The organism is Streptomyces sp. NBC_00289, from assembly GCF_041435115.1.
Lineage (GTDB): Bacteria > Actinomycetota > Actinomycetes > Streptomycetales > Streptomycetaceae > Streptomyces.
Genome location: NZ_CP108046.1, coordinates 3693500 through 3705838, shown reverse-complemented (window position 1 = coordinate 3705838; position 12339 = coordinate 3693500). Strand labels below are relative to the sequence as shown.

Annotated in this window: 9 protein-coding genes and 1 tRNA gene; 9 read left to right on the top strand and 1 reads right to left on the bottom strand. The window is 70.8% G+C overall.

The window, feature by feature from the left end; translation table 11 throughout:
- The first annotated feature begins 152 nt into the window (after positions 1–152).
- The 3 genes from OG985_RS16765 to OG985_RS16755 all read left to right on the top strand — a co-directional run bounded on the left by OG985_RS16765 (position 153) and on the right by OG985_RS16755 (position 4339).
- On the top strand, positions 153–2513 hold the full coding sequence (locus OG985_RS16765; RefSeq protein WP_371674395.1) for an endonuclease/exonuclease/phosphatase family protein: 2361 nt from the start codon (positions 153–155) through the stop codon (positions 2511–2513).
- A 387-nt stretch (positions 2514–2900) separates the two neighbouring features.
- Positions 2901–3458: a peptidoglycan-binding protein gene (locus OG985_RS16760; protein ID WP_371674394.1), complete on the top strand. Its 558-nt coding sequence runs from the start codon at positions 2901–2903 to the stop codon at positions 3456–3458.
- A gap of 149 nt (positions 3459–3607) precedes the next feature.
- Positions 3608–4339: a ferritin-like domain-containing protein gene (locus OG985_RS16755; RefSeq protein WP_371669140.1), complete on the top strand. Its 732-nt coding sequence runs from the start codon at positions 3608–3610 to the stop codon at positions 4337–4339.
- An 86-nt stretch (positions 4340–4425) separates the two neighbouring features.
- Here OG985_RS16755 and OG985_RS16750 read toward each other — a convergent pair.
- Positions 4426–4497 (bottom strand) — tRNA-Arg (locus OG985_RS16750).
- Positions 4498–4722: 225 nt separating this feature from the next.
- Here OG985_RS16750 and OG985_RS16745 point away from each other — a divergent pair.
- The 6 genes from OG985_RS16745 (at position 4723) to thrB (ending at position 12098) form a co-directional block, all read left to right on the top strand.
- Positions 4723–5247: a response regulator gene (locus tag OG985_RS16745; protein WP_371674392.1), complete on the top strand. Its 525-nt coding sequence runs from the start codon at positions 4723–4725 to the stop codon at positions 5245–5247.
- Between the two features lie 373 nt (positions 5248–5620).
- Positions 5621–6910 carry an ArgS-related anticodon-binding protein NrtL gene (gene nrtL / locus OG985_RS16740; RefSeq protein WP_371669139.1) on the top strand — a complete coding sequence of 430 codons (1290 nt, stop codon included), beginning with the start codon at positions 5621–5623 and terminating at the stop codon, positions 6908–6910.
- Positions 6911–6984: 74 nt separating this feature from the next.
- The gene (gene lysA, locus OG985_RS16735) at positions 6985–8376 is read left to right on the top strand and encodes a diaminopimelate decarboxylase (protein ID WP_371669138.1); all 1392 of its coding nucleotides are present in this window, start codon (positions 6985–6987) and stop codon (positions 8374–8376) included.
- 156 nt (positions 8377–8532) lie between these two features.
- Positions 8533–9825, top strand: a complete 1293-nt coding sequence (locus OG985_RS16730) for a homoserine dehydrogenase (RefSeq protein ID WP_371669137.1) — start codon at positions 8533–8535, stop codon at positions 9823–9825.
- A gap of 6 nt (positions 9826–9831) precedes the next feature.
- Positions 9832–10890 (top strand): threonine synthase, encoded by a 1059-nt coding sequence (gene thrC, locus OG985_RS16725; protein ID WP_371669136.1) that lies wholly within the window; start codon positions 9832–9834, stop codon positions 10888–10890.
- 278 nt (positions 10891–11168) lie between these two features.
- On the top strand, positions 11169–12098 hold the full coding sequence (thrB, locus tag OG985_RS16720; protein WP_371669135.1) for a homoserine kinase: 930 nt from the start codon (positions 11169–11171) through the stop codon (positions 12096–12098).
- Positions 12099–12339 lie beyond the last annotated feature (241 nt).

The following is a 12339-nucleotide window of genomic DNA, read 5'->3' as shown; positions in this document are numbered from 1 at the left end:
GCCCGACGGAGCGTGACGTACGTACCCCGAGGCAGTGCCCGAGGACGTACCCGACGTACGAGGAGACCGCCAGCGTGTCCAGACCCGCAGGAAGCAGACCCCGCGCGCGCCGCGCCGCCTACCCGCTCGTCTCGGTCGGCGCGGCGGGCGCGCTGGCCCTCACCGGCCTGCCCGCCGCCTTCGCCGCCCCGTCGGCCACCGCGGTGATCGCCGAGGTGTACGGCGGTGGAGGCAACTCGGGGGCGACCCTGACCCGGGACTTCGTCGAACTCGGCAACGCCGGTTTCACGTCCTACGACCTGTCGGACTACAGCGTGCAGTACCTGCCCGGCACGCCGTCGGCCGGCTCCCAGTGGCAGGTGACCGCCCTCAGCGGCGCCCTGGCCCCCGGCGCCCGGTACCTCGTCGCCGAGGGAACGGGCAGCGGCGGCACGACGGCACTCCCGGCCCCCGACGCGAGCGGCGCGATCGCGATGAGCGCCACCTCCGGCACCCTCGCCCTGGTCGCCGGCACCACCGCGCTGACCTGCAAGACCGCCGCGGACTGCGCGGCCGACACCCGGATCGTCGACCTGGCGGGCTACGGCAGCGCGGTCGTCCGGGAGGGCAGCGGCCCGGCCGCCGGCGCCTCCAACACCGCCTCCGTCGCGAGGGCGGCCTCCTCGGCGGACACCGACGACAACGCCGCGGACTTCACGGCCGGTACGCCGACGCCGGTCAACTCGTCCGGTCAGACGCCCGGTTCGGGCGACGGAGGTGGAGACGACGGCGGTGGCACGGACCCCGGCACGCTCCGCGTCCACGACATCCAGGGCACCACACGCCTCTCCCCGTACGCGGGCCGGACGGTCACCCGCGTCCCCGGCATCGTCACGGGCGTCCGTACGAGCGGCTCCCTCGGCTACTGGATCCAGGACCCGCAGCCCGACACCGACCCCCGCACCAGCGAGGGCGTCTTCGTGTACACCGGCTCGGCCGCTCCCACCGTGGCCGTCGGTGACTCGGTCCTGGTCACCGGCAAGGTCAGCGAGTACTACCCGAGCAGCACCAGCCAGTCCGCCACCGAGATCACCGCCCCCGCGACGACCGTCCTCTCCGGCGGCAACGCGCTGCCCGGAGCCGCGACGCTGGACGCCGGCACGGTCCCCGACGCCTACATACCGGACGCGGCCGGCGCGAGCGTCGAATCCCTCGCCCTCCAACCGGACGTCTACGCCCAGGACTTCTACGAATCGTTGGAGGGCATGCGGGTCACCTTCGCGGACGCGCGGGTGGTCGGCGCGACGGACGCGTACGACGAGCTGTGGGTGACGGTGAAGCCCGAGGAGAACGCGACGACGCGCGGCGGCACCCTGTACTCGTCCTACGACCAGCCCAACACGGGCCGGATCGAGGTGATGTCGCTGGACGCGAGCGCCGCCTTCCCCGTGGCGAACGTCGGCGACGACCTCTCGGGCCCGACCACCGGCCCCCTCGACTACTCCACCTACGGCGGCTACAACGTCCAGGCCACCCAACTCGGCACCCTGGTCGACAACGGCCTGAAGCGGGAGGTCACCCGGCGCCAGAAGGGTGACGAGCTCGCGGTCGCCACGTACAACGTGGAGAACCTGGACGCGCTCGACGACCAGGAGAAGTTCGACCGGCTCGCCGAAGGCGTCGCCGTCAACCTCAACTCACCCGACGTCGTGGCCCTGGAGGAGATCCAGGACGACAACGGCGCGGTGAACGACGGCACGGTCACCGCCGAGACGACCCTCAAGCGCTTCACCGACGCCATCCGCGCGGCCGGCGGCCCGCGCTACACCTGGCGCTACATCGCCCCCACGAACAACCAGGACGGCGGCGAGCCCGGCGGCAACATCCGCCAGGTCTTCCTCTTCAACCCCAAGCGGATCTCCTTCACCGACCGCGCGGGCGGCGACGCCACCACGGCCACCAGCGTGGTGAAGACGAGGAAGGGCCCCCAGCTCACGTACTCCCCGGGCCGCATCGACCCCACGAGCGACGCGTGGGACAGCAGCCGTAAGCCGCTGGTCGGCGAGTTCACGTTCCACGGCGAGCAGGTCTTCGTCATCGCCAACCACTTCACCTCCAAGGGCGGCGACCAGCCCCTGCACGGCCGCTACCAGCCGCCGGCCCGCAGCTCGGAAACCCAGCGCGCGACCCAGGCGGCAGAGGTCAACACCTTCGTGAAGTCACTCCTGGCCGCGGACCGAAACGCCAAGGCGGTGGTGCTGGGCGACCTGAACGACTACGAGTTCTCCCGGACGGTCACCACACTGACAACGGACCGGGTCCTCAAGCCCCTGATCACCACACTCCCGGCCGCGCAGCGCTACACCTACGTCTACGACGGCAACTCCCAGACCCTGGACCACATCCTGACGACCCCGTCGATCACGTCCTTCGACTACGACGTCGTCCACATCAACGCGGAGTTCGCCGACCAGGCGAGCGACCACGACCCGCAGATCGTCCGGATAGACGTATCGAAATGCCGTAACCACTGAAACCACTGACGCGGCAACGCCGACGGGTTGGGGGCCACAGCCCCCACTCCATCGCCGCACCACACCTCGACGCGTGGGAACGTCCTGGTGCCCGCGGCTGCCGCCGGTCCGCACCTTGTTGATCTGATCGACGACGTCCCGGCCCTGGGTGACCCGCCCGAAGACGGTGTCAGCGCGGCCGGCCCCTCCTCTCGCCGAATCCCGTCATGTGCCCGGCGCGAAAGGTCAGCCACGCGCTCAGGACCCACACCGCGCGCGGTCCTCTGCGCCCTACCTCCAGAGGACTTATCGGATCAATCTGACAGGACTATGAGCAGCCCGGGAATCGAACCGGAACGGCAAGCTCTTCGGCCTTCCGCCCGGCGGTTGAGGGGACGCGTGAAAAAGATGCGCTTGTTGCGCCCGGTGATAGCTCCGATCCTCGCCATCGCACTGGCCGGAGGCGCAGGTGCCGCTATGGCTGCGCCGTCTTCGTCCGACGGCACCGAATACAAGATCACCCTCGAGATGAGCGAATGCGGTCTCATGGCAGTGGGGGTGACCGGCACCTGCATACGCAGCCTGCAGACGTGGCTGAACATCGCCGACGGCGCGAACCTCACTGTCGACGCGATCTTCGGAGTGAAGACGAAGCGGGCCGTCATCCACTTCCAGAGGCGTTTCGGGCTGAGGCCCGACGGCGCATTCGGCGACAACAGCCGCAACGCCCTCAAGGGCTGGTACTACGACATGATCCAGAACAGCGTGCCCACGCCGCGACCCGGAGCCCCCGCGTCAGTCCCGCTGGACAAGGGCAGGGCGGAGGAAGGCCTCAACAGCGGGATGGGGTACACCGTCGTCACGGCGATCGCCTGCGGCGGAGTGGGCGTGCTCGCAGGGTTCCTGACAACGCCGGCCGGCGGTTTCGGGGCAGGCCTGGCCTGCGACATCCTCCTCGACGACTGAGGAGCGGCGCCTTCAGACCCGGCGGCGCCCGCAGGCGCATCGTGAGCTGCGGGCGCTCGGCTGCAGTGGAACGGTTCGCCGTCCGCCCGCGTCGTCCCTCTTCGAGGCACGGTGGCTGTGCCCTTGAGAGGCAGAAGAGGGGAGACCGGGTGCATACGGACGGCTTCGCCAAGTGGACAAGGCGGTTCGAGGAGGAGCGCGAGCGCAGACGCGCCGAGGGTGACCCGGACTGGGGGCAGAGCGCGACGCTGCATCCGGCGGTGTGGGCCAGCATCCAGCGCTTCCAGGTCGGCGAGGACGGTGACGGCGCCAACCTCGTGGGCAAAGCGGACCAGGCCGGAGACGCCGACTACGGGCAGGCGGTCCGGCTCTTCATCGCCGAGGAACAGAACCACGCCCGTCTGCTCGCCCGCCTGCTGGCTGCGGGAGGGCAACCGACGTTGACCGGCCACTGGAGCGACACGGTCTTCGTACGGCTGCGACGCCTCATGGGCCTACGCATGGAACTGCTGGTCCTGATGATCGCGGAAGTGGTGGCGCTGCGTTACTACCGGGCCCTGCGCGACGGCACCGACGACTCGCTCACTGCCGATGTGGCGGGGCGAATACTGTCCGACGAACAGCGCCACGTCCCGTTCCACTGCGAGCGACTGCACGCCTCCCTGGCAGAGCTACCCCGCGCCACGCGCCGCCCGGTGATGGCCCTTTGGCGCCTCCTTCTCCTCGCGGTCTCCCTCGTCGTCGCCGCCGACCACGGCCCCGCGCTGCGCCGCCTGAACATCGGCCGCCTGCGCTTCGTGCGCGAGATCATGACCTCGTCCCACACGGTGGTCTCCGCAGTCCTGTCCCCCACCCCAGACGCATGGACAAGCACGGCCTGACGCAGCCGCCCCTGGCCGCACATACGCGAAGACCCCGTCCTCAGCGAAGCCGCTGACGGCGGGGTCTTTGGGCACCTAATTCAAGGTGCCCCCGGCAGGATTCGAACCTGCGCACACGGCTCCGGAGGCCGTTGCTCTATCCCCTGAGCTACGGGGGCGTGTCGGTCGTGGTGTTCGCGGCGACGGGTAGAACCCTACCAGCTCCCTCGGGGTGTTCATGAACGGGTTTTGGCGCGTCGCGGGGGTGCTTGGGGAGGTCACGGGTGGTGCGTATGGGGCGGTGGTTGCAGGTCCCGGAGGGGGGAGGGTTGGAAGTGGGGAAAAGCCGGACGCGGTGGCCGGTCCCCACCTACTCTCGAGTTGTGCCAGGCGTGTCGGGCCGGGTGCTTGTTGTGGACGACAACAAGGTCATCCGGCAGTTGATCAGGGTCAATCTCGAGCTGGAGGGTCTCGAGGTCGTGACCGCGGCCGATGGTGCCGAGTGTCTGGATGTCGTGCATCAGGTGCGGCCCGATGTGGTCACCCTCGATGTCGTGATGCCCCGTCTGGACGGGCTTCGGACCGCGGCCAGGCTGCGTTCCGATCCTCGGACCCGTCACCTTCCCCTCGCCATCGTCAGCGCCTGTACCCAGTACGAGGTCGAGAGCGGTCTCGATGTCGGCGTCGACGCCTTCCTCGCCAAGCCCTTCGAGCCCGCCGAACTCGTGCAGCTCGTACGGCAGTTGGTGGAGCAGGCCCGCAGTGGTCCGCAGGGGGACGGGGAAGTCGGTCCGCGCGGTGAGGGGGACGCCTCGGTATTCCGGGGCGTTTTCGGCGCCGAGGAGACCGACCGAGCGGAGAGAGTCGAGCGGGCCGAGAGAGTCGAGCGGGCCGAGACAAGTGGACGGGCCGGTCATGCCGGTGGCTGAGCGGTTGGCCGTCATCGTCGCCCCCCGCCGCCCCGTACAGGGCTGACGCCCCAACCCCGGACGGCTACGACTTCTCCGACGCCCCGGCCACCGTCAACGCCCCGGCCCCGGCCACGGTCAACGCCCCGGCCACGGTCAACGCCGACTCTCCCGCTCCCACCGCGGTCAGCGCTGACGTCCCGGCTCCGGTCAGCACCGACGCCCCGGCCCCACCTCGGTCAGCACCAACGCCGACGCCGACGCCCCCGCCCCAGTCAACGCCGACGCCGACGCCTCCCGCTCCCACCCCACAGGCCTGACACCCCCGCCCCCACCCGTCCACATCCCAAAACCGGCTCGCCTACCCACCCCCCTCCTCCCCTACCCTTGTCCCGTGACCCCCGTCGAGCTCTCTCGTACCGTGCTGTGCGCGGTGCGTCGTGCTGTTGACGTGGGGGAGCTGAGCGTGAGCGTCCCCGCACGGGCCGTTGTCACGCCCCCCGGGCCCGGGGGGCGTGGTGACTACGCCAGCAGCATCGCTCTTCAGCTGGCCCGACCGGCCGGACGGACGCCGCTGAAGGTCGCCGAGGTGTTGCGAGCGCATCTCCTCGCCGAGCCCGGCATCACCGACGTCGTCGTCACCGGGCCCGGGTTCCTCAACATCAGCCTCCAGGGCACCGCCCCCGCAGTTCTCGTCGCGGAGATCCTGCGACTCGGGCCCCTGCGATACGGGTTCGCCGCCGCGCCCACCGGGCAGTTCGACGTGCTGGACGCGCCCACCGGGCAGCTCGACACCCTCGCCGCGCCCACCGGGCAGCTGGACCCGCTTGCCACGCCCACCGGGCAGCTGGACCCGCTCGAAGCGCCCACCGGGCAGCCCGACGCCCTCGCCGCGCCCCCCGGGCAGCTCGACGCTCTCGCCGCGCCCACCGGACAGCTGGACCCGCTCGAAGCGCCCACCGGGCAGCTCGACGCCCCCGCCGCGCCCCCCACCCGGCTCGTGCACCTCCACGCCCCCCGCGAGGTCCGTGCTGTCGCCGTCGCCGACGTCAGCGCCCGGCTGCTTCGCTCGCAGGGCGTCCTCGTCCGTACGAGCTGCGTGGCGCGGCCCGAAGCGTCGTGGACCGACGACCTCGGTCTCGAAGTCGACGTCTCCTGCACCCCGGAGTCGCCATCACCCTTCCCCGTGAACGTCCTGCCGGTCCCGGCCCCCGCCGATCCCGTCCCGCTCGGCCGCGACGCCGCCCGCTGGGCGCTGCTCCACCCCGCCGCCCACGACCGGCCGCGCATCGGCGACGAGCACCTCGTCCAGCGCGAGAGCAACCCTCTCTTCCGCGTCCGGTACGCCCACGCTCGCACCCGAGCTCTCAGCCGTAACGCCCGCGACCTCGGGTTCGCCGCCGAACCCGGCCCCACCCCGGAGGCCGGCGCTCTCCTCGCCGCCCTCGCCGACCACCCCCGCATCCTCGGCGCCGCCGCGAGGCACCGCGCCCCCGACCGCCTCGCCCGGCACCTCGTCACCGTCGCCGATGCCGCGCTCCCCTTTCTTCTCACCGTGCTGCCGTGCGGTGAGGAGAAACCCTCGGCCGCCCACCGTGCCCGGCTCGCGCTCGCCGAAGCCACCGGGACGGTGCTGGCCGGCGGCCTGACCCTGCTCGGTATCGACGCACCCGACCACCTCTGATCAGAGTCTCCGGGGCCGCGCGCCGGCCCCGCCCGAAGAGACCTGACGCGAGACACAGAGAGCCACCGGAGAACATGAGCCGTTCCGCACACCCCGCCGGGCCCCGCCACGCCGACGTCCTTCCCGAGGGTCACTACTCCGCTCCGGCCGCCGACCTCAACGCCCTTGATCCCAAGGTGTGGGCCGAGACCGTCGGCCGGGACGCCGACGGGGCCGTCCGCGTCGGTGGTGTCGACGTCAAGAGCCTCGCCGAACAGCACGGCACTCCCGCCTACGTCATCGACGAGGCGGACTTCCGCGCCCGGGCCCGCGCCTGGCGCAGCGCCTTCGGGACCGAGGCCGACGTCTTCTACGCCGGCAAGGCGTTCCTCTCCCGCGCGGTCGTGCGCTGGCTGCACGAGGAGGGGCTCAACCTCGACGTCTGCTCCGGCGGTGAACTCGCCACCGCCCTCTCCGCCGGGATGCCCGCCGACCGCATCGCCTTCCACGGCAACAACAAGTCGCCGCGGGAGATCCAGCGCGCGATCGAGGCAGGTGTCGGGCGGATCGTCCTCGACTCCTTCCAGGAGATCGTCCGGGTCGCGCACATCGCGCAGTCACTCGGGAAGCGGCAGCGGGTCCAGATCCGTATCACCGTCGGCGTCGAGGCCCACACGCACGAGTTCATCGCCACCGCCCACGAGGACCAGAAGTTCGGCATCCCGCTCGCCGGCGGACAGGCCGCCGAGGCCGTACGGCGGGCCCTTCAGCTCGACGGGCTCGAACTCATCGGGATCCACTCCCACATCGGGTCGCAGATCTTCGACATGTCGGGGTTCGAGGTGGCCGCCCACCGGGTCGTCTCCCTGCTCAAGGAGATCCGCGACGAGCACGGCGTCGAGCTGCCCGAGATCGACCTCGGCGGCGGCCTCGGCATCGCCTACACCAGTGCCGACGACCCACGTGAGCCGCACGAGATCGCCAAGGCGCTGACCGACATCGTGACCCGCGAGTGCGAGGTGGCGCGGCTGCGCACCCCCCGGATCTCCGTGGAGCCGGGGCGGGCCATCGTCGGCCCGACCGCGTTCACGCTCTACGAGGTCGGTACGATCAAGCCGCTCGACGGGCTGCGCACATACGTCTCCGTCGACGGCGGCATGTCCGACAACATCCGGACCGCGCTGTACGACGCCGAGTACAGCGTCGCCCTGGTCTCCCGCACCTCCGACGCCGAGCCCATGCTGGTCCGTGTGGTCGGCAAGCACTGCGAGAGCGGGGACATCGTGGTGAAGGACGCGTTCCTGCCGGCCGACCTGGCACCGGGTGACCTCATCGCCGTACCCGCGACGGGTGCGTACTGCCGCTCCATGGCCAGCAACTACAACCACGTGCTGCGGCCGCCGGTCGTCGCGGTGCGCGACGGCGAGGCCAAGGTCATCGTCCGCCGGGAGACGGAGGAGGATCTGCTGCGCCTGGACGTCGGGTGAGGCACTGTCCGATGCGCCGATCGCCGACGAAAGATCTCCTGTCTTTCACCCCGGTACAAATGAAATAGATATCTCACAATCCGGACGAGGGATAGAAACTCCCGTCCGGTGAGTGAGACTGGTCCCACCGATGACGGTATGAGGAAACGAGGTCGGATGATGCGTACGCGTCCGCTGAAAGTGGCGCTGCTGGGCTGCGGAGTGGTCGGCTCAGAGGTGGCGCGCATCATGACGACGCACGCCGACGACCTCGCCGCCCGGATCGGAGCGCCCGTGGAGCTCGCGGGCGTGGCCGTACGGCGGCCCGCCAAGGTCCGTGAGGGCATCGACCCGAGCCTCGTGACCACCGACGCCACCGCCCTCGTCAAGCGCGGGGACATCGACGTCGTCATCGAGGTCATCGGCGGTATCGAGCCGGCCCGGACCCTCATCACCACCGCCTTCGAGCACGGCGCCTCCGTGGTCTCCGCCAACAAGGCCCTGCTCGCCCAGGACGGCGCCGCCCTGCACGCGGTGGCGGAGGACACCAAGAAGGACCTCTACTACGAGGCCGCCGTCGCCGGTGCCATTCCGCTGATCCGGCCGCTGCGCGAGTCCCTCGCCGGCGACAAGGTGAACCGGGTGCTCGGCATCGTCAACGGCACCACCAACTTCATCCTCGACAAGATGGACTCGACGGGCGCCGGATACCAGGAGGCGCTCGACGAGGCCACCGCCCTCGGGTACGCGGAGGCCGACCCCACCGCCGACGTCGAGGGGTTCGACGCCGCCGCCAAGGCCGCCATCCTCGCCGGAATCGCCTTCCACACGCGCGTGCGCCTCGACGACGTCTACCGCGAGGGCATGGCCGAGGTCACCGCCGCCGACTTCGCCTCGGCGAAGGAGATGGGCTGCACCATCAAGCTGCTCGCCATCTGCGAGCGGGCGGCCGACGGCGGCTCCGTCACCGCGCGCGTGCATCCCGCGATGATCCCGCTCAGTCACCCGCTGGCCTCCGTGCGCGGCGCCTACAACGCCGTCTTCGTGGAGTCCGACGCCTCCGGCCAGCTCATGTTCTACGGGCCCGGTGCCGGCGGCGCGCCCACCGCCTCCGCGGTGCTCGGCGACCTCGTCGCCGTCTGCCGCAACCGGCTCAGCGGAGCGACCGGCCCCGGCGCGTCCGCGTACGCGGCGCTGCCCGTGTCACCCATGGGCGAGGTCGTCACGCGCTACCACATCAGCCTCGACGTGGCCGACAAACCGGGCGTTCTCGCCCAGGTCGCAACCGTGTTCGCCGAACACGGGGTCTCGATCGATACGGTTCGCCAGCAAGGCAAGGACGGCGAGGCCTCCCTGGTCGTCGTCACCCATCGTGCGTCCGACGCGTCCCTCACCGGGACCGTCGAGGCGTTGCGCAGCCTCGACACCGTGCGGGGTGTCGCCAGCATCATGCGGGTTGAAGGAGAGTAACCAGCAATGACCCACCAGTGGCGCGGAATCATCGAGGAGTACCGGGACCGGCTGCCGGTGTCCGACACGACGCCGGTCGTGACGCTCCGCGAGGGCGGCACGCCCCTCGTGCCCGCGCAGGTGCTCTCCGAGCGCACCGGCTGCGAGGTCCACCTCAAGGTGGAGGGGGCCAACCCGACCGGGTCCTTCAAGGACCGCGGCATGACGATGGCCATCACCCGTGCGAAGGAGGAGGGCGCGAAGGCCGTCATCTGCGCCTCCACCGGGAACACGTCGGCGAGCGCCGCCGCGTACGCTGTGCGTGCGGGCATGGTGTCGGCCGTCCTCGTCCCGCAGGGCAAGATCGCGCTCGGCAAGATGGGCCAGGCCCTCATCCACGGCGCGAAGATCCTCCAGGTCGACGGCAACTTCGACGACTGCCTCACCCTCGCCCGGTCGCTGAGCGACAACTACCCGGTGGCGCTGGTCAATTCCGTCAACCCGGTGCGTATCGAGGGGCAGAAGACGGCCGCCTTCGAGATCGTGGACATGCTCGGCGACGCGCCCGACATCCACGTCCTGCCGGTGGGCAACGCGGGCAACATCACCGCGTACTGGAAGGGCTACAAGGAGTACGCCGCCGACTCGATCGCCTCGCACACGCCCCGGATGTGGGGCTTCCAGGCGTCCGGCAGTGCCCCGATCGTGCGGGGTGAGGTCGTCAAGGACCCGTCGACCATCGCCACCGCCATCCGGATCGGCAACCCGGCCTCCTGGCAGTACGCCCTGGCCGCGCGGGACGAGTCCGGTGGCTTCATCGACGAGGTGACGGACCGTGAAATCCTGCGCGCCTACCGGCTGTTGGCCGCGCAGGAGGGTGTCTTCGTGGAGCCGGCGTCCGCCGCGTCCGTCGCCGGGCTGCTGAAGGCCGCCGAGCAGGGCAAGGTCGACCCGGGCCAGCGGATCGTGTGCACCGTCACCGGCAACGGCCTCAAGGACCCCGACTGGGCCGTCGCGGGTGCCCCGCAGCCGGTCACCGTCCCGGTCGACGCGGTGACCGCGGCCGAGCGCCTCGGCCTCGCCTGACCGGCCTCCGCGCGGGGCCCGGTCGGCCCCGCGCGGAGGGAATTCCCCGTCGGGGGTGCACAAGGGGCTTACGACACGCATCGTGCGCCTCCTGTGCGCCCTATGTCGCCACAGAACCTTCCTTCGATAGGCTGTACCGAACCCGCCCGCCGCATATGCCCTCGCATATGGCACGGCGCCGCGCCGCCTCCGCGGCCCGAGGGTCCTCATCAGGTACGTATCGAGTGTCCATCGAATGTCATTCGACAATCTCGCAGCTCAAGGAGAGTCATCGAGAGATGGCCGGTCCCGCTTTCCGTGCCGCCGCCGTCCGGGTGCGCGTTCCCGCCACCAGCGCCAACCTCGGCCCGGGCTTCGACGCCTTCGGCCTGTCCCTGGGGCTCTACGACGACGTGGTCGTCCGCGTGGCCGACGCCGGGCTGCACATCGACATCGCCGGCGAGGGCGGCGAGACGCTCCCGCGCGACGAGAACCACCTCCTCGTACGGGCTCTGCGCACCGCTTTCGACCTGCTGGGCGGACAGCCGCGCGGCCTCGAGATCGTGTGCGCCAACCGCATTCCGCACGGCCGGGGTCTCGGCTCCTCCTCGGCCGCCATCTGCGCCGGCATCGTCGCCGCGCGGGCGGTGACCATAGGCGGCGAGTCCCGGCTGGACGACACCGCACTGCTGGAACTCGCCACCGAGATCGAGGGCCACCCCGACAACGTGGCGGCCTGTCTGCTCGGCGGTTTCACCCTTTCCTGGATGGAGCGCGGCGCCGCGCGCGCGATCAGGACGGAGCCCGCCGATTCCATCGTTCCGGTGGTTTTCGTGCCCGGTAAGCCGGTGCTGACGGAAACCGCGCGCGGACTGCTGCCGCGCACCGTGCCGCACGTCGACGCCGCCGCCAACGCGGGCCGTGCGGCCCTGCTCGTCGAGGCACTCACCCGGCGCCCCGAACTGCTGCTGCCGGCCACCGAGGACCGCCTCCACCAGGACTATCGCGCTCCGGCCATGCCGGAGAGCGCGGCGTTGGTGGAGCGGCTGCGGGCCGACGGGGTCCCCGCGGTGATCTCCGGCGCGGGACCCACCGTGCTGGCGCTGGTCGACCACGAAAGTGCCGACAAGGTCGCCCATCTGGCGGGCGAGGGCTGGGCCGCCAACCGGCTCGAACTCGACGCCGGAGGAGCGAGCGTGCTGCCGCTCGCGCCGTTCAGTGTCCATTAGCAGCGCACGGTCGCCGGATTTCGAGAGGGGGAATGTTTGTTGGATCCGGTAGTGTTAATCTCAAGTCTGCACCCGACCCCACCATGGCGAGGTGCTTCCTGTCCCCGTCCGGGACAGACATTCTTCCGGGAGCCTCCCAAGCCGCACTGTGTTCCGTATGTCGTACGCGGGCAGTACGCCGTACGCGGACACTGAGCGACCTGCCGGGCACGCTCCGGAACAGGCGCGACCAAGCCGCGTG

Excerpts from the sequence above, each read along its gene's own strand:
- OG985_RS16760 (WP_371674394.1), top strand. The coding sequence starts at position 2,901 with ATGCGCTTGTTGCGCCCGGTGATAGCTCCGATCCTCGCCATCGCACTG.
- lysA (WP_371669138.1), top strand. The coding sequence starts at position 6,985 with ATGAGCCGTTCCGCACACCCCGCCGGGCCCCGCCACGCCGACGTCCTT.
- OG985_RS16730 (WP_371669137.1), top strand. The coding sequence starts at position 8,533 with ATGATGCGTACGCGTCCGCTGAAAGTGGCGCTGCTGGGCTGCGGAGTG.
- thrC (WP_371669136.1), top strand. The coding sequence starts at position 9,832 with ATGACCCACCAGTGGCGCGGAATCATCGAGGAGTACCGGGACCGGCTG.
- thrB (WP_371669135.1), top strand. The coding sequence starts at position 11,169 with ATGGCCGGTCCCGCTTTCCGTGCCGCCGCCGTCCGGGTGCGCGTTCCC.